Origin of the sequence: uncultured Roseibium sp. (assembly GCF_947494555.1) — a bacterium.
In the GTDB taxonomy this organism is placed as follows: domain Bacteria; phylum Pseudomonadota; class Alphaproteobacteria; order Rhizobiales; family Stappiaceae; genus Roseibium.
Window position 1 is genome coordinate 873234 of record NZ_CANLVF010000003.1, and the last position, 22139, is coordinate 895372.

A 22139-nucleotide genomic window follows, 5' to 3' on the forward strand; every position below is an offset into this window, starting at 1 on the left:
ACCATGATCAGTAGACGAAGTTTTTTGGCAACCACGGCCGCCGCGACGACGGCCATTGCCGGGCACCCTTTGTTCAGCGTTGCGCATGCGGATGATGGTTTCCTCGAGATCACCGCTGGTCCGACTTTGAAGAAGCTCTATCATGAGGACGCGAAAGCCTCCGATCTTTGGCTCTATAACGGCAAAACCCCGGGTCCGGAAATCAGGGTGACGGTCGGTGAACGCGTGAAGGTGCGCCTCACGAACAATCTTGAAGAGCCGACGTCCATCCACTGGCACGGCATCCGGATCGCCAATGCAATGGACGGTGTTTCTGGTCTCACTCAGGAACCTGTTCAACCGGGCGAGACGTTTGAATATGACTTTGTGGTTCCCGACGCAGGGACATATTGGTATCACGCACACAACAAGAGCTGGAATCAGGTTGCGCGCGGGCTTTATGGTCCCCTCATCGTCGACGAAGCGACTCCGGCCTTCGATCCGGAACATGATCTGACATTAGTAATCGATGACTGGCGTCTTCAAAAGGACGGCAGTCTTAATGTCGCGAGTCTTGGTCATTTGATGGACTGGAGCCATGGTGGCCGGTTCGGAAACTATCTCACGGTCAACGGCAGAAGCCGTCCGAATTTCGAATTGAAGGAAGGGCAAGCCTATCGGCTCCGACTGATTAACGCTGCCAACGCAAGGATCTTTTCGATCGCCCCGGAAAGTTTTGGTGCGTTGGTTTTGGCCTATGATGGTCAACCACTTCCGAAACCTGAAAAACCTGCTTACTCGCCCCTGCTGCTCTCACCGGCGCAGCGAATGGATCTGTTGGTGACACCGGAAAGGGATTTCGCGTTTGAAGAGCTATCGGGCGACACTCCCTATCCTTTTGCGTTCTTTAAGGTTCAAGGCCGTCAGGACACCAAGAAAGCGTTCCTCCCATTGGTACCGAATCCAATCCCGGAGCCTGACCTCACCAACGCGAAGACATACACAATCGACATGACCGGCGGCGCCATGGGGCGCATGGTCGAGACGGTCTACAATGGCAAGGTCCTGACGGGTGAAGACTTTCCGAGAACCGGACAGCTCTGGGCATTCAATGGTGTCGCAAATCTCGCGGAAGATCCATTTTTCAAGATAAAGCGCGGCGAGAGCGTCATTCTTGAAGTGCTCAACGACACCTCATTTCTGCACGCGATGCATATCCATGGCCATCACTTCAGGGTCATCGAACGGGAAGGCGCGACGATCGATGACGGTCAACCCTGGCGGGATACATTTGCAATTGGCCCAAGTCAAAGCGCCAGGATTGCTTTTGTGGCAGATAATCCGGGCAAGTGGCTGTTTCACTGCCATATGCTGGAACATGCGGCAGCAGGCATGAACACCTGGTTTGAAGTCATTTAATCACTCGTCTGTGTTCGGCGTGTAATGGTGTTCGCGGCGAATTTGGAGTATTGACGCGGTATGCGCAGTGTTTTGATCGCATTGTTGATCATAATATTCTCAGGGGTTCATACGGCCGCTGCATTCGGCGCTGCGCACATGGAACCGGGCGTCATCGCGCATTCGGCTGCGACCGATCATGATCAGACAAAAGCCGCTGACAAAAGCCACTCACACCATATGAAATGCTGTGAAAAGGCCAACAACACGGATACCGATCTAAAACTTTCGGGCTGCGGCGCAGACTGTGTGTCTTTCGTTGCAAGCAGCATGGACGTGCTGTTCACTTCATCGGTCTCACCGGAAAACAGTCGCGTTCTTTTGTTGCTCGCCGTTCTCTCCCTGCCTCAGGACCATCCTCCCAAACGGGTTTGATGCTTCGAGCCGGAGTGCGTTTTTCGCACTTCGGAAAGGTCAATGGTTTGGAAGGACGAATGGTGAATTCCCGAAATTTGCTGAAGTTGTAGGTCGGCACCATTCGCCTTGAGAAATAGGCAAATGCTCAATGCGCATTCAGGAAAATGGAAGCCGGATTCCGGCGGCGGTGCCTCGTGTGAAGGCCAGGACCGCTGACGATAGTCCGGCGAAAAAGCGCGTCAGCGGACATACCCTCTTCATGATGGCCTGTTGTGCCGCGATGGTTGCTGGAACCGCCATCATTTTTGCATCGGCCCCGGCAGGTCAATCACTGACAGAAACGCTGCTTCTAGCCGTGCCCGTTCTAGGGTGCCTCGGCATGCATGTCGTCATGCACCGGTTCATGGGCAGGTCGTGCCACGACGCGGAAAATAAGGATCAGAATAATGACTAAGAAAGCTCTCGCTGCTGTTGCCCTCGCAGGGTTGATTTCACTCTCCGGAACGGCGCTGGCCGAGGAAGACAAAACCGTAACAGTGTTCAAGACGCCCTGGTGCGGATGCTGTCAGGTGTGGACGGACGCCGTTGAAAAGGCCGGGTACCACGTCATCGTGAAAGACATGGAGGATCTGTCCGCGATCAAGAAGCAGGCGGGGGTTCCGGCTGAAATGGAAGGCTGCCATACCGCGGTCATCGGGGATGACCGCAAATATGTGATCGAAGGACATGTGCCCCTTGAGGCAATCGAAAAGATGATGTCGGAACGGCCGGACATCCGCGGAATTGCCGTCCCTGGCATGCCGCAGGGGTCTCTCGGCATGGGGTATGATCCGTCTGCCAGGTACACGGTCTATTCGTTGAGCGCCAAGCCGTCCGAAACGCCGCAACCTTACATGACCACAGGTGAATAGGTCTCCATGATGAACATCTCAAGGAGAACCTTCCTTGCAGGGTCGGCGAGCCTATCCGGGCTCGCCGTCAGCGGTTGCGTCTCTAGTACCTCCGATCCCGAGTTTTATATCCCGTCTCAGGACCCTGCGTATCTGTCCATGTACGGGGCCATGCCGGAGGAACGGTTTCCGCTTCCCGCAATCAATCTGAAAAAGGTGCCCGACCAGTACTATCGACAACAGGTGGATTACTCGACCAGTGAACGGGTCGGAACACTCGTTGTCGATACAAGCAACTATTATCTCTACCTCGTACAGGAGAACGGCAAGGCCATGCGCTATGGCGTGGGGCTGGGCCGGGCCGGGTTTGAATGGTCCGGCCGGGCCAGGATTGCCCGCAAATCCGCCTGGCCCAAGTGGACACCGCCTGACGAGATGATCGAGCGGGAACCGGAACTCGAAAAATGGAGCTGGCGGAACGGCGGGATGCCACCCGGTCTGGAGAACCCACTCGGGGCGAGGGCCCTTTACATCTTTCAGGGCAACCAGGACACGCTCTACCGGCTCCATGGAACCGCAGAATACTGGACGATCGGGTCAGCGGTTTCCAGCGGCTGCGTGCGCCTGATGAACCAGGACATCATTGATCTTCATGGACGGGTTCCGGTTGGAACGCCGATTGTGGTGCTGTGATGGGCAAGGTGTTGAAACGCAGGAATCTGCTGGCAGGAGCCTTGATCCTGGGGGCAAGCGCCGCAGGTCTATATGTGCTCAGCGGCGGTGTCTCGGCGGGGACACAGCTGCGGCCGGATGATGCTGCTCTGACGCGTCTGGGAGGCGAGATTTACGTCCAGAGCTGCGCGTCCTGCCACGGTGCCGCGCTGGAAGGTGAGGAAGACTGGCAATCCGCAAATGCCGACGGGACGCTCAAGGCACCGCCTCACGACGAAACCGGCCACACCTGGCACCACGCCGACGAGTTGCTGTTCCGGATCACAAAATTCGGAACGGCAAAAGGAGCGGGGATCGAGGATTTCCAGTCCAACATGCCCGCTTTCGAAGACAGCTTGAGCGACCGGGAGATCATCGCTGTTCTCTCCTGGATCAAGGCCCAATGGCCAGACGAAATCAGAGAACGGCACGACATGATGAACGAACGGATGAGGAACTTGAACCAATGAAACGTCTGCTTCTGAAACTCTGCATTCTGCTGGTCGCGCCCTTGTCGATGGCAGTGCCTGCGCTCGCCGATACAGCGGAAACGCTCTCCGAGGAGCGGATCAAGGAACTGGCCCTCGAAGCTATTCTGGAAAATCCGGAAATCATCGAGCTGGCAATCCAGCGCCTGCAACAGGTTCAGCTCGAACGGCAGCAGGCTGCGATAGCGGCGACGCTGGAGTCTCGCCGGACCGAACTGGAGCGCGACCCGAATGCACCTGTTCTGGGGAACCCGGATGGGGATGTCACTTTGGTTGAGTTCTTTGACTACAACTGCCCCTATTGCAAACGAGCGAAGCCGATTGTCGCGGCCTTGCTTGAAGCTGACCCGAATATCCGCGTTGTATTCCGGGAGTGGCCTGTCCTGAGCGAAGGCTCGGTTTATGCGGCGCGTGCCGCGTTGGCTGCGCGCCAGCAGGACAAATACGAGGAATTCCACTGGGCTCTGATGGCCTTCAGGGGCCGCGCGGAAGAGGCGTCGGTTCTTGAAATAGCCGAGGACGTCGGCCTCGATATCGATCAGCTTCAGTCCGACATGCAGGCCGACGACGTGGACGATCACATCCGACTGTCCATGCAATTGGCCGAAGGCTTGAACATCACCGGCACCCCATCATTCGTCATCGGCAACACGGTGCTGCCCGGCCTGCCCTCGCAGGAGCAGTTGTCTGCTGCTGTCAGTGAGGCGCGAGCGTTAGGTGACTAAGTCAGTGATCGAGGCTGGGTCGGTTGATTCCGGCCCGGAGCGGACATTGGTGTCAATTGCAGCGAATGACCGGAACGAGCCCAGACTTGCAAATTGCTGCAGAGCACGCGAATGGCCGGTATGGTGAAGCTCGAAGGCTTCACCATTTGACGCGCTTCTATTCTCCGGTTGCAACAGCCGAAAATTTCTCCAAGGCGCTCTTCATCGCCAATACGGCCGGATGATCTGAGGCAAGACCATGGGACGGTGCGATAGCTGTTGGGTCATCATAGGTCGCCCAGGTTTGACCGTTGGCATCTTCAAAGAACAAAATCCGTAGCGGCAGATTTAGAGCCATGGTTTGACCTGTTTGCAATGCGCTCGCCCCGATTTTGGGGCTGCCGAAGATTACGACCGTTGTGGGGCGCAGGTCTTTGTCGACCGAGGCGTTGCCAGCAGCAAAGTCGATCGTGTTGAATACCCGCGCGCCTGCGGTTTCAACGGCGTCGGTCAACCTTTCCACCGAAGTTGCGACGTTGGCGTTGCTCGCCACATTGATGCGTTCTGCCATGGCGGTCCCTGCGGATGTCGCTGCGATAAATGCTAGTATGATCAGTGTTTTCATGTTTGGCTCCTCAGTGCTCAATGTCCGAAGGTTCTTGGACAAGGTACCGTCTAGGCTTCATGAACTGCGGTTTCTGGAGGATTTTTGGAGGAATGCACCCTGAGCCAAAATAAAACACAAATCTGGAACTTTCGTTCTTTTACGCTTAATGAAGCGTCCTTTGAGCTCACGTGTTCCGGAGTTCCGGTTGCAATTGAACCGCAAAGCCTACGCGTTTTGATCTTCCTTATTCGCCATAGGGATCGCGTAGTGTCCAAAGACGACCTGGTTGAAGTGATCTGGCAAGGGCGAGCAATCAGTGACTGGGCAATTTCCGGGGCGATCAAGGCTGTTCGGATTGCACTTGGCGACACTGTCCGCAACGATCGTATCATCAAAACGATCCACGGGCGCGGATTTCGCTTTGTTGCTGACGCCATTTCCAAATCCCCGGAAACGGTATCCGTGCCGAAGCCAACCGTCCTTGTCCGCGCCTTTCGATCCAACGGAGCAGACACGAGCCTCGATTATCTTGCCGATGGTCTGACAGAAGATTTGATACACACCCTGTCTCGACACGATGCGTTGACCGTGTTGTCTTACAACACGACCCAAGCGCTTGGAGATGCAGTGCCGGGGGACATCTACGGCGTCACGCACATCATTGATGGCAGTATCCGAGAAAGTGCTACACGCACCCGTGTGAGCGCAGCCATCTTAGATAGAACCGGGCAGCGGCAAATTTGGTCCGAGCGTTTTGATCTTTCTCAGGAAAGCCTTTTGGCAGGTCATGATTTTATCGCGGATCGATTGCTTGCAGTGATTGCGCCCGATCAATCCCGGCCTGTCGGACAGTGGCGCGGTACCCTCAATTCTCAGGCGTACGACGCCTATCAAAAGGGCCGATACGCGTATTTTCGCTATGAACCTCAGGCCTTTGTCGAAGCGCTGTCGCACTTTGCGAAGGCGGCTGAACTGGACCCAGATTTTGCCAACGCCTACGCGCAGCAGGCCTATTGCCGCACGACGCTCTATGTTTTTGGATTGCCCGGCAGTGACAACACGCTGGATGTAGCAGAGGGTCTTGCGCGCGAGGCCATCAGGCGGGACAACAACGCGGCACTCGGATACGCTCGGCTCGGTTGGGTGCTGGGATATCTTGGACGGCCTCAGGAAACCATCGCCGCCTTCGAGGCTGCATTGGCGCGCGACCCAGGAAACCCCGAGTGCCATCTGGCCTATGGCGAGACCATGAACCGCCTTGCACGCCCGCATGACGCCGGGCCACTTCTGGAGATTGTGTTCTCAAAAGACAGTTTTTTGCCGCCTAGTTGGGAGTTCCCACAGGGCCATCACCACCTTTTGTTGGGAGAGCCAGAGGTGGCCATAAGACACTTTCAATCTGTGCTCGATCGCGTCCGACATTTCGTTCCGGCACGGGTTCAAATGGTGCGCGCGCTTTGGGAGGTGGGTGACGTCGACGGTGCAAAGCGTGGGGTCGCGAGGATCAATGAAATCGTACCCAAATACAGCCTTGCCCACTCAAAGCGCATGTTCCCCTATCCTGTTCAGAAAGAAGCGGATGCGCTGACGGCAGCGCTTTCGGGTGCTGGATTGCGTTAAGTTTTATGAGCGGAGCGGACCTTCGCTTGCGCAACTTCAACGCCCGCTTTGTCCGCATAACGGCCATTCGTTCAGCCCGCAACAAACGTCCGCTTCGAGCCCTTCTTCGACATCCACGAGACACCACCAATGGCTGCTTTGTGTCCGCAATAGTCTGGCCTTCCCGAAGGATGATTTTCGGGTGCTGAGATCACTCGTCCGCCATATACTGAACCAGGGCAGTCAATTGCTTGTCGCCGAAGCCTTTGTCCCAAGCGCCCTTTGTCTGCTCGTAGATGAGTTGCATAAACGCTGTCGGGGCATTTAGGGATCCAAACGTCTTCAAGGCATCTTTTTGCGCCAGAGCATAGACCTTCAATGATGCTTCGGCATTGTCGTAGTCTTCAGTGGGAACAGTCCTGGCAAACAGATCGTGGTAGTCATTGACCAATTTGAGCGTCGCGGGAAGCTGGTCAGAATAAACTTGCATCGGAATACCGGCTTTCTTGCAGACAAGTGCGCCATAGATCATCCCGAACATGAACCCCTGGCGCACAGTGAACAGTCCGGCGAACAGCGCAGCCAAAGCAGATGGTTGCTCGCCGACATTTGCCGATTTACCACCCAAGATTCGGATGATGTCGCCGTATTGTTCCCATGCACCGGCGCTTCCGACTGTCAGAATTGTCGTGTCCTCCTTACCAACTCCGGACGGATAGGCATTGATCATGCCTAACATGTAGTTGGCGCCCCTCTCGCCAAGAATCGAAACCAGCGCATCTGCATCGGATGTTTCGCCAGTGCTCATGTCACAGATGGTCTTGCCCTCGAGGGAAGTGCTCAAACCTCCCACCAACGCCATTGTTTCCTTGTGGCTCTTGATACAGATGATTGCGAAGTTGCTAGCGCCGACAGCTTCGTCCGCCGAGGTGCATACCTGTGCACCGGCATTTGCCAACGCCTCGCACTTGCCGGGCGTGCGGTTCCAGACGCTGACTTCGTAACCGTTCTTGAGCAGACAATGCGCTAACGCAGACCCCATGGAACCGAGACCCAGCACAGCAAGTTTCTTCATTCTTTCCTCCATCAGCCGGTAACACATTACCGACCAAGCATGCGACGGAACGGGGTTTTGTCGTAGTTGTAAATTTAGCTTTGTTGTAAGATGATCTAACGTATGGATTGGCATACGCTACCCTCGCTGACATCGCTCAGGGCTTTTGCTGCCGCGGCAGAGCATCGAAATCTGACCAAGGCCGCGAGGGCGTTGAATGTGACGCATTCCGCGATCAGCCAACAAATCCGCGGATTGGAGCGGCGTCTTGGAACCCGGCTCATCATCCGCACGCAACACGGAATCTCATTGACCACGCAGGGTGAGTATCTTTGTACGGGGTTGCTTGAGGCCTTTGCCGCGATGGCCACCTTGACCGAGAATATGTCAAAGGCAGAAGCGGTGAGACCTCTTCTGGTGTCTGCCACGCCAATGTTTGCCAGTGCCTTCCTTATGCCCCGCCTATCCGACTTCATGGACGATAACCCGAATATCGAGCTTAGGATCCAATCGACGATCGAGGCGGTCGACCTGAAACCCGGAGGCGTTGATTTGGCGATCCGATATGGAACCGGGCATTGGCCTGGTCTTCAATCGAAGCTTTTGCTACCCGGCTGTCTGACGGTTGTCGCCTCGAGGGACCTGATCGGTGATCGAGTGTTCTCCGACCCTTCCGAGCTTCTGGACTTTCCATTGCTCCAGGAACACGCCTCGATCGAGTTTGATTTGTGGCTTGAAAAAGTGGGCATTTCGCCGAAAACCAAACGAAAGGTCATCCGCTTACCGGGCAATATGCTGCTTGACGGCATTCGCCGGGGTGACGGTATTGGTGCGACGGTACCCGCGTTTATTGCAGATGAATTGAAATCAGGAACACTCGTAGCATTGTTCGACGATCCCATTCCTGAAATCGGCTATTATCTGGTCACGCTGCCCGGAACATTTCGGCCAGCATCAAAACACTTCATGCGATGGCTTTCTCAATCAATGACCGAGTATGAGAGAAACTTGTACAGATGGAAGCCGGCCCATTTGCTTTGAGTATCGCAAAGCAGTCATTGACCCGATGTCAGCAAAGTCCGCTGAGCAGTCGTTAGTTCAAGTTGCCGCGAACGTCTGCTCACCGCCCGTTCCGTCCGTTCGCGGCGTTGCAATAGCCTTCACAGTTCACCAGCTTTCACCGGCCCGAAGTGGCCGCTGCGCTGCCTTGCCTGAGAAGGCCGAACCCTCGCCAGAGTGCTCCGGCATCCGCCTGGGAAATCAGACCCGTTGCACCCAACAGTTTAGAGAGGATCATGCCGGTCCCGACATTCACGCCCAAATTGATGACGCCGTTGATGAGCGCTTCGTCACCGGTGCGCATGAGTTGTCTGCCCGCGTGACCATAAAGACGCGAGTAAAGCTCGTTCCCGGATCCGACGCGCACGATGCCGCCGCCAGGCAAGCCACCTCCGGTCGCGATCAGGAACCCGCGGGTGCGCATATGCGGATGCGGATGCGGCCTGAACCGCGTGACTGCAAAATTGCTGCCGTTGAGATACACAAGGACTTCGGAATAGGCATCGATTGCCTGAAGGATCTCGCCGACCTTCTCTGTATGGGCTTCCCAGTGACAGTCCGCGAGCACCTTCGCGACCGATGCGACGACTGATGCAAAGTGTTGCTGGGGATTGTTGAATTCGAATAGCCGAATGATGCCCTGGATCCGGATGTCGATGTGCGGCGGCCGAACAAGCGTTACCAGATGCTGATGGTTGTCACGCAGATCCTGGTAAGTGACACAGTTCGAGAACAGTCTGCTCAGGATCTGCTTCAAGTTGCGTTCACTGGATGCAGTTGGAGCATAGATTATAACCGGCATGAACGACCCCCAATGTCTCGTGTATTCAGATGGCCATAGACCTTTTCAAATCTGGACGGTAGCAGTTGCAACTCATTTTGCCGTAACGGAAATCACACTGTTGGCTGGTTTCTAAGGTTGCGGGCCAGCTCGTCGAGAATTTTCGGCGCTTGAGTTGATTTTCTTTTGTTGCGTTGATCCTAAAGCACCGGTACGCCGTCATCCGTTGTCGGGGCACCGTCCGGCTTCGCTTCAGGTGTGTGATCAGTTGGTTCATCCGGAACAATCGAAGCGACCCGATAGCTTCCAAGATCGCTCATGGTCAGCATCAGGGTAACCGGCATTCCGGGTTCCAGGTCGGGCGTGACCGCCGCGTATGGGGCGAGGGGCAGGTCCATGGTCATCGCCGGCCAACCTATCCTTTGATTGGCTTCGTGGCTCACGTTGACGCTTCCCTCTGACAAGGAGTTAACGACGCCGCGAAGATGGATCGCACCAACCAACTGAGCGCCGCGTTGTTCAAGCGCCGAATGATTCATATTCGCCGGCGCCTGTTGGGGCAGGACGACGCTTTGAGGCAGGTGGAAACCTGCCAGGACGGTCTGGGCAAAGCCTGTTGTCAGCAGACTTGCAAGACCCAATGCAAGGGAAACGCTGCCTGGTTTCATGTTCTCACCGAGAAGTTTTCAGTTTTTTCGCAAAATGTGCTTTTCGCCAGGCGCTGCTTCCCGGTTCGATTGATCCGGGAAGCAGAAAGCTGGAGGCTGATCAGTTCGGCATCATCGCACCGATGGCATAGAGACCATCATCACCCTTCACCAGCATCAGCGTGACGCTGTCGCCAGCGTTGACGTCACCCATGGTCTGGGAACCTTCGAGCAACGGAAGGTCCATGGTCATTGCCGGCCAGCCGATTTCCGGGATCGGATCGTGGCTGACATTAGCCGTGCCTTCGCCAATCGAGTTGACGACCGCCTTCGTGTGGACAGCCCCCTCCATCTGCTCGGCGTCCATTGTCATATTGGAATGATCCATTCCCGAGTGGTCGGAGCCGTGTTTTGCGTCGGCAAACGCCACAGGTGCAGTGCTGGCTGCCATAAAGGCGGCGAGTGTCAGGGATTTGATCAGTTTCATTGAGTTTCCTTTCTCTGGTTCTCGGTATGATCAAGTGGTTACTCAGCGGGCACGACTGTGCCTGCTTCCGGGGCATTCGCTCTGAGCTCGCGATTAACGCGCTTGAGCGCAAGACGTTTCCAGATCACGAAAATTGCCGGGATGACGAACAGGGTCAGAAGAGTTGCCGTTGCCATTCCGCCGACCATCGGCGCAGCGATTCTCTGCATGATCTCCGAACCTGTTCCGTCTCCGTACATGATCGGGATCAGGCCAGCGAAGATCGTCGCAACGGTCATCACCTTTGGCCTCACGCGCAAAAGGGCGCCTTCGAAGACGACATCCTCGACATCCTGCGTTGTCATGGCGCGGGCTTCACTGGCTGCCGCTTTCTTCCGCTTGTTCCAGGCAAGGTTCAGATAGAGCAGCATGACGATTGCCGTTTCCACGGCGACACCGGCGAGTGCGATGAAGCCGACGATGACGGCCACGGACATGTCGAAGTTCAGGTACCAGAGAAACCAGACGCCACCTGCCAGGGCGACCGGCAGGGCCGCCATGATGATCCCGACCTCAATGACGCGGTTGAACGCCATGAAGAGCATCAAGGTGATGATCAGGAGGGTTGCAGGAGCCACCAGCTTGAGCCGTTCCTGCATGCGCTGGATGTACTCGTACTGGCCTGACCAGGCGATCGAATAGCCGGGCGGCAACTGCACATTTTGCGCGACCACCTGCCGGGCTTCGGTGACATAGCCTCCAAGGTCCCGCCCGGCGATATCGATGAAGACAAAGCCGGTTCTCCTGGCGTTCTCCGATCGGATCATGCCCGGGCCGTCCACGACGCGGATCTCCGCAAGGGCCCCGAGAGGTATATGCGCGCCGGATGGGGTGACCACCGGAAGGTCTCTCAACCTTTCGGGACTGTTTCGCCAGTCCTGCGGATAACGCAGATTGATGGGAAAACGTTCAAGTCCTTCCACGGACTCCGAAACCTGCATCCCGCCGATCGCGGTTTGCACCACGTCCTGGATATCGCGAACGCTCATCATGAAACGTGCCGCGGCGTCCCGATTGACATCGATTTCGATAAACCGGCCACCAACTGGACGTTCAGCATAAGCGGATGCTGTTCCCTCGATGCCCGCGACAGCCGCCTCGACCTCAATGCCGATCTGCTCGATCACCCCCAGGTCCGTCCCGGTGATCTTGACCCCGACAGGGGTTTTGATACCGGTCGCCAACATGTCGATGCGGTTCTTGATTGGCTGGATCCAGACATTTGTGACGCCCGGGATCTGAACGGCCTTGTCCAGCTCGTCTCGAATGCCGTCCATTGTCATGCCGGGTCGCCAATCTGATTGCGGCTTCAACTGGATGGTTGTCTCGATCATCGTCAGCGGTGCCGGATCGGTGGCGGTTTCCGCCCGGCCCAGCTTGCCGTGTACGGTCAGAACCTCCGGAACAGTCGCAATCAGACGATCCGACTGCTGAAGCACCTCCCTTGCCTTGCCGATGGAAACGCCTGGATAAAGCGTCGGCATGTAGAGGAAGTCACCTTCGTTGAGTTCTGGCATGAATTCGGTGCCGATCCGTTGCAAGGGCCACCACATGGACGCAACAAGTGCTGCTGCCAGAAGTGTTGTCGCCCACGGCCAGGCGACAGCCGCGTCCAGAAACGGCCGGTAAAGCCATATGACGATCCGGTTCAGCGGGTTCTTGCTTTCCGGCAGGATCCGGCCCCGAACGAAGTAACCCATCAAAACGGGTACGAGCGTGATCGACAGTATCGCCGCTGCCGCCATCGCATAGGTTTTTGTGAAGGCAAGCGGTTTGAACAGCCGTCCTTCCTGGCTTTCCAGCACAAAGACGGGAAGAAAACTGACCGTGATGATTGCAAGAGAGAAGAACAAGGCGGGTCCGACCTCGGAGGCACATTCACTGACAATCCGCCATCGGTTCTCCTTAGTCAGTTTTTCGTTTTCGATGCGTCTGTGCATCGCCTCAATCATAACAATCGCGGCGTCCACCATTGCGCCGATGGCAATGGCAATGCCGCCAAGTGACATGATGTTGGCGTTCACGCCTTGCAACTTCATGATGATGAAGGCGGCCGCGATGCCGAGCGGAAGGGAAACGAGAATCACCAGCGAAGACCGTATGTGCAGAAGGAAGGTTGCACAGACAAGAACCACGACGATGAACTCTTCCGTCAGTTTTTTCTGAAGATTGTCGATCGCGCGCTCGATAACGCCCGAGCGGTCGTATGTCGTGACGACCTCGACGCCCTCGGGCAAACTGCTGCGCAACTCTTCTAGCCGGGTCTCCACGGCCTTGATCGTCGCCAGGGCGTTCCCGCCCCAGCGCAGGATGACAACGCCGCCGACTGCATCGCCTTCGCCACCGAATTCGCCGACGCCACGGCGCATTTCCGGTCCGAGGCGAATATCCGCAACATCGCCAAGTGTCACGGCTGCCCCACGATCGTTCACCATCAAGGGGGCTTTCGCGAGGTCTTCCAGTTCATCGACATAGCCAGTCGAGCGGACCATGAATTCCGCTTCACCCATTTCGATGACGCTGCCGCCGGTTTCCCGGTTTGCAGCCTGGATTGCGCCTCGTATTTGCGCCAGCGTGATGTCGTAGGCTCTCAGCTTGTTCGGGTCGACAACCACCTGATACTGCTTGACCATGCCTCCGATGGTGGCCACTTCCGATACGCCATCGACTGTTTGGAGCTCATATTTCAGGAACCAGTCCTGAAGGGCGCGGAGCTGCGACAGATCGTGATTGCCGGTGCGGTCGATCAGGGCATATTGGTAGATCCACCCCACACCGGTTGCGTCCGGTCCGAGCTGTGGCGACACACCGTCCGGTAAGTTCGACGCTATCTGACCGAGATATTCCAGGACACGGGTTCTGGCCCAGTAAAGGTCGGTACCGTCCTCGAAAACGATGTAAACATAGCTGTCTCCGAAGAAGGAAAACCCGCGGACGTCACTGGCCCCTGGGACGGCGAGCATCGCCGTTGCCAATGGAAAGGTTATCTGGTCTTCAACAACTTGCGGCGCCTGTCCGGGATATGGTGTACGGACGATGACCTGAACATCGGAAAGATCCGGAATTGCATCAACAGGCGTTTCGCGGATCGCCCAGACACCGGCAACCGCCATCATGGCGGCCAGCGCCAGCATGATGATCCGGTTCGCGATCGACGCGCGAATGATCGCTGCGATCATTACGTGCCCTCCTCTTGACGCAAGCCGATCAAGGTCATCGAGAGGTCCGGATTGCGCCGGAGCAGCAGCGTCGTCTCACGGCTCAAAGGCAGATCATTCGGATCGAGTGCCTCATCGACAACAAAGTCCATTGTCATGCCGGGCATACCGATTTCCGTCATCGGACCGTGCGTGATGTTCGCGGTTCTGGCATCTGCATCAACCGTGTTGATTGTGCCGCGCACTTCCATGGGAGGTGTTGCAGGCTCAGCTTTTGCGAGAACCATCGTCAGACCATCTGGGCGCTCGAAGGTCAGCGATGTTTCAGCGCCAAGCGGGAGCGTTGCAAGGTCCAGAGCTTCATCGATTTGGAAGACCATGGTCATGCCAGGCATACCGATTTCTGTTATCGGGCCATGCGTGATGTTCGCGGTTCTGGCGTCTTTGTCGACGGTGTTGACCGTGCCGCGAACCTCAATCGGAGGAGCCACCGGATCTGCTTTTGCAAGAACCATTGTCATGCCATCCGGACGCTCGAACGTCAGAGACGTCTCCGTGCCAAGCGGCAGTGCTTCAAGGTCCAGACCCTCGTTTACGGCGAAGTCCATGGTCATGCCTGGCATGCCGATCTCAGCGATGGGCCCATGCGTGATGGTGGCCTTGCCGGCGTTGGGGTCGACGGAGTCGATCGTCCCCGATACCACGATTGGAGGGGACGCAGCCGGCTCATCCTGTTTGGGGGACGGAGATGTATCGTTTTCGCCACCTGCTTCACGCACAGCAACAATTGAGAACAGTCCACCGTCATCCTTGGACAGGTCAAACTCCACAGGGACGTCCAGCGGAACTGAGCTCGGATCAAGACCGGCAACATCGAGATCCATCTGCATCGCAGGCCATCCAAGTTCTGGAATAGGTCCGTGATCCAGCGTCAGCTTGCCGTCCTGCGTGACTGCGAGCACCATGCCGGTGCCGGTCGCGTCGATGCCGTCATCTCCGCCGAGCTCAATCAGGCCCAGAAGGCCATCTGCACCACGGGCCGCACGAAAGGCGACCTGTTGTCCCTCGTTCAATCGCTGAAGTGCAACCCCGGCCTGAACTGGAAAGCGGGACGTCATCGCAGGCCAGTCGAGGCTTTCCAGCGTTTCATGGCGAATGGTCGCGACGCGGGCAGCACGATCCAGGGCGATAAGCTCACCAGTTCCGCGCGCCGGAGCTTCGTTGGTCGGTGCCATCCGCATCAAACCGGCGCTGAGCGCGCTCTCGCTGTCGATCAGGAACTGGGCAGAGGCGACGACCTCTTCGCCGGGGGCAAGCCCCTGGACGACCTCGGTCCGCCCGCCATCGCCGAAATTGTCGCGCAGGCCAGTCGTGATCAACCGGGGTTTGAAGGTGCCTTCACCTACTTTGATGATTGCCCGTTCTGCGGCTCCAGTTCGAATGATGGCTTCGGTCGGCACGGTTACCGCTGTGCGCGTCGCGTTCGGAACGAGCGTGACATTGCCGAACATGTTGGGTCGCAAATGTCCGTCGGAGTTGTCGAAGCGAAGCCGGACTGGAAGGGTCCGTGTTTGCGGGTCCAGTTCAGGATAGATGTAGTCGATCTCACCTTCAAAGGTTTGTCCCGGAAGATGCTCGAAACGGGCAATCGCCCGCATGTCTTCCGATAGCCGGGCGATGTCGCGCTCGAAGACGTCGACGATTAGCCAGACCTCGTTGAGGTCGGTGATCGACATGGCCTGGGTTCCAGGCTGCAAGAACATGCCGTCAGCGGCACCCAGGGCAATCACCACGCCGTCGCGCGGGGCTTCGACCTTGATGCTTCGGGCGACTTCCCCACTTTCTTCAATCTCGGCAATCTGCGCCTCGGAAGCGCCGTGGCTCCGCAACTTGTTGCGCGCCGCTTCGAGGGACAGGCCATTGCCGTTTTTCAGGGATCGGAGAAAGTCGAAACTGGCGACACCGAATTCAGGCGAGAAAAGTTCGAAGAGAACCTCGCCTTTGTTCACCTGATCGCCAACGGCCCTCACATTGAGAGTTTCGATCCATCCGTCGACGCGCGTATGCACGTGACTGGTGAGATGTTCATCGTAACCGACGAACCCGACCGTTTCGATCCGTTGCGAAATTTCGCCGACGCGCGCAAGAGCGGTTCGCACACCGATCGCGTTGATTTCGGCGGCTGACAACTGCACCTCGGCCGGGTCGCCGGACGGTTCCTGACCGGCATAAACCGGAACCAGATCCATCCCCATCGGCGATTTGCCGGGACCCGGTTGCCGAAAGTTGGGGTCCATTGGGGCCACCCAATAGAGAATGTCGGCTTCGCCGGATGCAGCGTCGTTGGCTGGATTTAGATAAAATCGCTCAAGAAACACCCCGCCTGCCACGCCTGCGGCAAGGGCCAGGATGCTGAGCGCGGAATAGCGTCCACGCATGGTAACCTCTGATTTGCCATCGCCAACAAGCCGACGGCCGGTTCAACAACGAAAGCTCGCGGACTTCCGCGAGATGGCGCTTCAGAGGAATCGTGGAGGGCGTTTGGGGAGAGTGATATCTGCCACATGCAGAACATCAGGTGGCGACTGAGCAAAGCTCAAGACGCGCAGAGCAGGGGCAAGACCAGCGGTGACTCCGTCGAATGTGTAGCCGGCGCAAAGCGCTCCTCCGCAACACCTGTCGTTTCCGGAGGATCCATGGTCATGGGTCCCGCCCTGCATGTCGGCGGCAGCATGCTTGGCCATGTTCTCGCATGGCATGCTGGCTTGCACTGCCGTCGGCTCGGCAGCCTCGGCCATCTGGTGCTGCATCGGTACACGCGCAACGGCAATCATAGCGAACGCCAAAAACAGCGTCGCTGCGATCTTGCTGAAATGTCGCGCGGTTTTGCTCATCGGTGGCGATATAATCGAGAGAGCCGAAAAAACAAGAGCGGTAGGCGCTCTAAAGTCGATCGAAGAGCTCAAAGTCGGGGTGATGACCACAGTTTTCTTGCGGCAACCACCGGTCTTACGCACTCAAAGCGATGAGGAGCATTTTGGGGAATGCTGCGACTTCTGCAAAGGCGGTCTCACCAATACCAATGGCTTCGTTCTTGTTCCAACTCCTAGAACGTTGATACACTAGGGCACGGTGTCGGTCCTTCTTCGCTGCCATTCGATAATTCTACGCGCCACAGACTTTATTCTGATTGCCGACAATTTCACTTAGCAGCCATGAACGTCCGCTTCTAATGCGTTTGACGGTCTTTCGCGGAACTCACGAAATGAATATCAAACCCGTCCGAGATTGAGACTTTTGCTTATGGTCTTGGGTTCTAGCTTCCCGAGCCCACTAATCCAAACGATTAAATACTATCGTGGGAACAATGTAATTTTGCCACAATCTAAAATATCTTGTGCGTCGCACTATACTTAATCGAGTACTTTTAATTCGCTTCGAAGAGTAGTTCGATCACTAAATGGAAAATTTTACCATTGATAATTTTCACTTTATTAATCACGCTATTTTGCGCTGTGGTCTTGATCCTTGAACCTGGTCCGATTTGAGTGCGAATTCTTGGGTTCATTCTAATGAAAGAGGAGTGTCCCGATGCCGAGGAAACGATTTTCAGACGAACAGATTGCTTTCGCACTCCGGCAGGTAGAAGCTGGCACGACAATTGGCGAGATTTGTCGAAAGGTGGGTGTTGCTGGGGCAACGTTCTATTGATGGAAGAAGGTTTATGCCGGAATGGGCGTTGCGGAGATCCGGCGACTTAAGCATCTCGAAGACGAGAACTTGAAACTGAAACGCCTCGTGGCCGATTTGAAGCTGGACAAGACCATGCTTCAGGATGCTTTGAGAAAAAAGTGGTGAAGCCAGTCCGCCGTCGCAAAGTTGTCCGGCATTTTTAGGGTGTGTTTGAGGCGTCAGAGCACCGTACATGTAATGCTATGGGCTTCGGGCGGCTTCTCACAGATATCAATCCAGGCGCGACTGTGAGGTGGAACTTCGCATGCGGCTGTCGGAAAAACCGTTTTCTCCGCAGCGAAGAGTTGGGACTCTTGTTCACAAATAGTTAGAAGTGAAATTAGTCATACTAAGTAAAAAATGATACGCACTTATCCAAACGTACTAAATTAATTTGATGTTTTTCTTGGTTGAATGTTCGTTTCAAATTTGTTCAAAAAAGTCACCTGATGGACTTGGCCTGCCCGGTACCTCAACGATGAATTGACAAGCAACTATCTAAGTATTTGCTTAATGACCAACCTGAAACCCATGAACTCGCGCGATCCGTCCTGAAAGGCATTTGATGGGTTTGGATTGTGATGGCTGAATTTGGCATCGGAGGACCGCTACCACCGTTACCCCCGTCAAAGCGAAATGTGCTTTGTGTTGGTTTTGTTTTCTCGTAAGCAATTGATTTGAATTGGATAAGCGTGAAGCTTTACCCGTGAACACTAATTTTACAGAATACCACCGTGTCAACCCGATATCGCGATATCAACCGTGTATCTCTCAATCGAGTCTGCCAATGTCCGAAAAGGGGCCGCTAGCGGACTGACGGGTTTGGGGTCGCAAATTGAGAAAGGCAGACGACCAACGCCTGCTTGCTATGACATTTCAGGTAAAATCAGCGGGATCTAATCACCCGGGCCTCTACACCATCAAGCCCGCTTTAATTGCCGTCCATCATACCGGCATCAGCTCAAAGACGGAAAACATGGATCGACTTTGGCTTCCGCTGTTGGCTCATCTTGAGCGAGCCTAAAGTGCAAACCGAGCTCGCATTCCAAAGAGAGCGATTGCTTCCTCATTGGGATTCAAGGCCGGATCTTTGATCACTTGAATGCTTGGTGTCACCTGAAGACCTTCGGTAACCTGCAAACGCTGGAATACTTCGAGCGTAAACTGATCATTGAGTTTGGTGCCAAAAGTGTTCTCGTTCGGACGACTCCAGTTTAGCCCGATCCCCAGAAGATCGCGCCCTGGAACACGCTGGTAGCCTAAGCCAATACTTAAGGCCGCCTCATATAGACTTCCTCCATTATGCGCCCAGCCACCGCGCAAAAACGGCAACCATCTGTCATTGATACCCTTCGTTACCGAGAAGTTGACGCCATAGCCGTCAGGCGTGGCGGCACCAGTCCGCTCATCGATTTGCCAGAAAGTCACGTGGGCGTTGTCAATGAAGAGGCGACGTGCACCGCTGGTCCAGCCAATCTCAACGGTCTTGAATGTCTCGAAGTCATTAAAGAAGGTGTCGAAGCCTTTGCTGATATCGGTCGCATCCGCATTGGCATCGGCGATGCTGGCGGAGGCATAAATGTTACTTGTAAGGAATCCGCCTATCATGCCACCGAACGCCCCGTCCGGAAGCCCACCGATCGTTCCTGACCCCGTCTGGAATGCCAGATTTGAAAACCCGGTCCAGGGACTGGCCAACGCATAAACGTCAGTATAATCAGTGACATCAAGAAAGCCTGCGTAGGCAACCCCTTTGCCTCCGAAGAAATTCTGCTGCCAGTAAAGATGTGTGGTCCGCCAACGCTGGTCGCTAAAAACGGAGCTTACCAACCCGGCATAACCTATTTCCGCGTTAAACGCCGTCGGCGCGACCTTTCCGTAGGAATGTCGGTTTTCAACCTTGAAGACCAGCTTGCCCGTATTGGGCCCGCCGCGATCGAAAAGTTCCCAGGTTCCAAGAAAGCGCAACGATCCGCTACCGTTATTGTATTTGCTCAGGCTGGAAGATGCTACATATCCGAGTGCATTGTAATCGATCCCGAAATTAAGACCGATGTTGTCCTTAATCGTCTTCTTGAAAGCATCGAACCTGTTCTGAATATCCACGTTCAGGATATCGGGCTTCTCAGCATCGTCGGTCGCCAAAACGTTAGGAGTTGCATCTGGTCCAGACAAGACATCGTCAACATCTTCTGCTTTTGCTATTGCAGAGCATAGCAAAACCATCGCCGCCAGAAGCAGTGACCGGGTTAGGGTGTTGGGGGCCCCGAAGTTACTCATGCGATAGACCTAATTCTCTGGAGGTCGCCTTCACAGATGTTGCCAAATAAAATCACGGTTTCGCCGGCTTAAGCTGGTCAAGTATGCCACGAGGTTCACTTTCCCCAAGAGAAAACCTCGCAGGGCGAACTTCATAGACCTGATGAATTGAACAGAAGACCGCCTGTGCGAATCTTCCAGACGTTGCCGGTTCGTGAGCGCTGAGATCAGACCGGATGTCTTCGATGTCGATTGCAGTGGCCCGCGCAAACTCTGTAAAGGCAATGAGCCTCTTGGTCTGGCCGGTTGCCGGATTTGGATCACTGCTCTCTTCGGCGGCACCTGGACCCGGCATCGAAATCGCCCCCAGAAAAACCACGCCCAAACCCAGGCCGAGCAACAATAGTCGCAGACCGACCTCGCCATTGCTGCTGCCGCTTCTAAGTGTCATTTTTGGGCCTCCTGCGGTGACCCGCCCGCAGAGTTTGCCCCAGAGCCATCCACCGTGAACGTCGAAATGGCAAACTGCTGAACCCAATCCTCCTCGTTTAGCGGCTTGAACTCACCTCTGTCGCGAAGCTCGAAGCGGATCGGTTGGCCCGCCCACACCTTCTGGAATTCAGAATCGTCAACCACAACCTGACCGTTGACGATGACATAAGGAATTCCGGTGCTTGGCAAGCCTTGTTCACCGGACGTGTAGGTTGCATTATCTGTCACGGTTTCCGGATCGAAAATCGCAATGTCGGCGATCATGCCTTCTTGCATCCGGCCACGCTCCTGCATGGCTTCCAACCCCGTATTTCCGAGATGCATGGCTGGCCAGTAGTTCATCTGGGCAAGGGCAAACATCAAGGGAACACCCTGTTCCCGAGCGAGACGAAGGACTTTGGCGCGGGTTCCGGCTGTACGTGGGTGGCCTTGATATTCTGTGTAAGGCACATCCCAGGAATCAACGCCTTTCCCGGAATAGATCGCGTCGGAGGCAACCGTCATGTGGGGCATACGCAGCCAGTAAGGCAGCCATTTGGTCCGATCCTTACTGAACACCACAACAAGACGGCTGGGATCTTCTTCCGAAGTCTGCTTCCATTCGTCTTCCGTCAGGAATTTGTCGGCGATGGGATCGTACATGGTGTCTTCGTATTCAGCGCCGAAGACGCCCTTGTAGATTTCCGGTTGGAAGAACTCGGACGATATCGACGTTGAGGCCGCATCGTAAGGGTAATATTCGGACCAGACGTTGTAGCCTTGCGCGCGGGCCTTTTGCAGCTTCTCCTCGTTCTCCCACCAGCCGTAGTCGTTGTTGTGGAGAACAATCAGCGGCGCATCGAGCGCCAGGGCATTTGCCAGGATTTCATCAGTGCCGAGTTGTGCTTCCGGGTTGACCGGGTTGCCGTGGAAGCGCACATGCGCCGTCGACAGGCGGCCATAGCGGGCGGCAAGTTCCTGGGCCTTGTACATCTCGAAGGTTGTCACGCCGCTGGTCATGTAGCCGACCGTGGAAGTGAAGCCGAGCGCGCCCTGCCTGTAGGCCTCGTCCATCAGCGAGAGAACTTCATTGAGGTGCTCAAGGTCGCTGCGCGTGTTGGACCAGCCACAGACACCGTCCGCACAGCCATCAGCGCGCAACTGTCCCAACAGAACCGGGGCGTCGGCCCAGTCTGGTAACTCCACTTCCGGGTCGTGGACCTGAAGGCGTACGCCCTCATGGCTTATGCCGGTGCCATAGTTCAGCGGCCAGGCGCCTTCCTTGGCATTGTACCACTCGTCGACCTTGATCGCGCCAATCTCGAGATCCATGCCAGTGGTGACCCCGTCCCGCGCTGCCATCTTCAAGGACAATCCGTCAAGCGCATGGAAATGCGTGTCGATAAAACCAGCGGTCACGACATGGTCCGTCGCGTCGAGAGTGCGCGCTCCGGTAATGTCGTCGGCCGTTATGATCGCTATCCGACCGTCCCTGACACCGACATTCAGCTGCGCATCCAGCATGGTTTCCGGATCCATGACCTGTCCGTTGAGAATGACAAGGTCATAGGTTTCCTGCGCCACAACTGGCCAACTGACCAAAAGAGCTGCGGCACAAATGCTTGAGGCCAGTGTTTTCAAAAGAAGTTCTCCTCCCGC

The 22139-nt window shown here is 55.8% G+C and carries 20 protein-coding genes and 1 pseudogene; 10 read left to right on the plus strand and 11 right to left on the minus strand.

The annotated features are described in order from the left end of the window. Window positions 1-3 precede the first annotated feature (3 nt). From Q0915_RS18740 to Q0915_RS18770, 7 genes are all read left to right on the plus strand, one after another. Window positions 4-1398, plus strand: a complete 1395-nt coding sequence (locus tag Q0915_RS18740) for a multicopper oxidase family protein (RefSeq protein ID WP_299476932.1) — start codon at window positions 4-6, stop codon at window positions 1396-1398. Window positions 1399-1458: 60 nt separating this feature from the next. After that, the gene (locus Q0915_RS18745) at window positions 1459-1812 is read left to right on the plus strand and encodes a hypothetical protein (protein ID WP_299476935.1); all 354 of its coding nucleotides are present in this window, start codon (window positions 1459-1461) and stop codon (window positions 1810-1812) included. Window positions 1813-1942: 130 nt separating this feature from the next. Then, window positions 1943-2248 carry a hypothetical protein gene (locus Q0915_RS18750; RefSeq protein WP_299476938.1) on the plus strand — a complete coding sequence of 102 codons (306 nt, stop codon included), beginning with the start codon at window positions 1943-1945 and terminating at the stop codon, window positions 2246-2248. Continuing rightward, the gene (locus Q0915_RS18755) at window positions 2241-2705 is read left to right on the plus strand and encodes a DUF411 domain-containing protein (RefSeq protein WP_298963335.1); all 465 of its coding nucleotides are present in this window, start codon (window positions 2241-2243) and stop codon (window positions 2703-2705) included. The genes Q0915_RS18750 and Q0915_RS18755 overlap by 8 nt, the downstream gene beginning before the upstream one ends. Window positions 2706-2711: 6 nt before the next feature. Continuing rightward, the gene (locus tag Q0915_RS18760) at window positions 2712-3377 is read left to right on the plus strand and encodes a L,D-transpeptidase (RefSeq protein WP_299476942.1); all 666 of its coding nucleotides are present in this window, start codon (window positions 2712-2714) and stop codon (window positions 3375-3377) included. Window positions 3378-3385: 8 nt separating this feature from the next. Continuing rightward, the gene (locus tag Q0915_RS18765; RefSeq protein WP_299477100.1) at window positions 3386-3865 is read left to right on the plus strand and encodes a c-type cytochrome; all 480 of its coding nucleotides are present in this window, start codon (window positions 3386-3388) and stop codon (window positions 3863-3865) included. Then, window positions 3862-4608 (plus strand): DsbA family protein, encoded by a 747-nt coding sequence (locus Q0915_RS18770; RefSeq protein WP_299476945.1) that lies wholly within the window; start codon window positions 3862-3864, stop codon window positions 4606-4608. Before Q0915_RS18765 ends, Q0915_RS18770 begins: the two co-directional genes overlap by 4 nt. Before the next feature lie 157 nt (window positions 4609-4765). Here Q0915_RS18770 and Q0915_RS18775 read toward each other — a convergent pair whose 3' ends face one another. Then, complete coding sequence (locus tag Q0915_RS18775; protein WP_299476948.1) at window positions 4766-5158, minus strand: DUF302 domain-containing protein; 393 nt, start codon at window positions 5156-5158, stop codon at window positions 4766-4768. Between the two features lie 138 nt (window positions 5159-5296). Between Q0915_RS18775 and Q0915_RS18780 the strand changes: the two genes are divergently transcribed. Further along, window positions 5297-6814: a tetratricopeptide repeat protein gene (locus Q0915_RS18780; protein WP_299476951.1), complete on the plus strand. Its 1518-nt coding sequence runs from the start codon at window positions 5297-5299 to the stop codon at window positions 6812-6814. A 190-nt stretch (window positions 6815-7004) separates the two neighbouring features. Here Q0915_RS18780 and Q0915_RS18785 read toward each other — a convergent pair whose 3' ends face one another. After that, window positions 7005-7982 carry an NAD(P)-binding domain-containing protein gene (locus Q0915_RS18785; RefSeq protein ID WP_299476954.1) on the minus strand — a complete coding sequence of 326 codons (978 nt, stop codon included), beginning with the start codon at window positions 7980-7982 and terminating at the stop codon, window positions 7005-7007. On the opposite strand from Q0915_RS18785, the gene Q0915_RS18790 reads away from it, so the two are divergent. Then, a complete protein-coding gene (locus tag Q0915_RS18790; RefSeq protein ID WP_299476957.1) occupies window positions 7971-8888 on the plus strand; it encodes a LysR family transcriptional regulator in 918 nt (305 codons plus the stop codon). The two genes, Q0915_RS18785 and Q0915_RS18790, sit on opposite strands and share 12 nt — an antisense overlap. 136 nt (window positions 8889-9024) lie before the next feature. Here Q0915_RS18790 and Q0915_RS18795 read toward each other — a convergent pair whose 3' ends face one another. The 6 genes from Q0915_RS18795 to Q0915_RS18820 form a co-directional block, all read right to left on the minus strand. Next, the gene (locus Q0915_RS18795; protein WP_299476959.1) at window positions 9025-9708 is read right to left on the minus strand and encodes a hypothetical protein; all 684 of its coding nucleotides are present in this window, start codon (window positions 9706-9708) and stop codon (window positions 9025-9027) included. A 179-nt stretch (window positions 9709-9887) separates the two neighbouring features. Next, window positions 9888-10355 (minus strand): copper-binding protein, encoded by a 468-nt coding sequence (locus Q0915_RS18800; protein WP_299476961.1) that lies wholly within the window; start codon window positions 10353-10355, stop codon window positions 9888-9890. Window positions 10356-10455: 100 nt separating this feature from the next. Continuing rightward, a complete protein-coding gene (locus Q0915_RS18805) occupies window positions 10456-10821 on the minus strand; it encodes a copper-binding protein (protein ID WP_299476965.1) in 366 nt (121 codons plus the stop codon). 38 nt (window positions 10822-10859) lie between these two features. After that, the gene (locus Q0915_RS18810) at window positions 10860-14039 is read right to left on the minus strand and encodes a CusA/CzcA family heavy metal efflux RND transporter (protein ID WP_299476968.1); all 3180 of its coding nucleotides are present in this window, start codon (window positions 14037-14039) and stop codon (window positions 10860-10862) included. Beyond that, the gene (locus Q0915_RS18815; protein WP_298963312.1) at window positions 14039-16456 is read right to left on the minus strand and encodes an efflux RND transporter periplasmic adaptor subunit; all 2418 of its coding nucleotides are present in this window, start codon (window positions 16454-16456) and stop codon (window positions 14039-14041) included. The genes Q0915_RS18810 and Q0915_RS18815 overlap by 1 nt, the downstream gene beginning before the upstream one ends. A gap of 81 nt (window positions 16457-16537) precedes the next feature. After that, window positions 16538-16912: a hypothetical protein gene (locus Q0915_RS18820; protein WP_298963308.1), complete on the minus strand. Its 375-nt coding sequence runs from the start codon at window positions 16910-16912 to the stop codon at window positions 16538-16540. A gap of 697 nt (window positions 16913-17609) precedes the next feature. On the opposite strand from Q0915_RS18820, the pseudogene Q0915_RS18825 reads away from it, so the two are divergent. Next, a pseudogene (locus tag Q0915_RS18825) lies at window positions 17610-17893 on the plus strand (transposase); the annotation flags it as partial. Between the two features lie 877 nt (window positions 17894-18770). On the opposite strand, the gene Q0915_RS18830 reads toward Q0915_RS18825, so the two are convergent. Genes Q0915_RS18830 through Q0915_RS18840 form a run of 3 tightly spaced genes read right to left on the minus strand, consistent with a single transcriptional unit; the run spans window position 18771 to window position 22121 of the window. Continuing rightward, entirely contained in the window at window positions 18771-20030 is a 1260-nt protein-coding gene (locus Q0915_RS18830) for a carbohydrate porin (protein WP_299476975.1), read from the minus strand. Between the two features lie 52 nt (window positions 20031-20082). Further along, entirely contained in the window at window positions 20083-20460 is a 378-nt protein-coding gene (locus Q0915_RS18835) for a hypothetical protein (RefSeq protein ID WP_299476979.1), read from the minus strand. Next, on the minus strand, window positions 20457-22121 hold the full coding sequence (locus tag Q0915_RS18840; protein ID WP_299476984.1) for a hydrolase: 1665 nt from the start codon (window positions 22119-22121) through the stop codon (window positions 20457-20459). Before Q0915_RS18840 ends, Q0915_RS18835 begins: the two co-directional genes overlap by 4 nt. Window positions 22122-22139 lie beyond the last annotated feature (18 nt).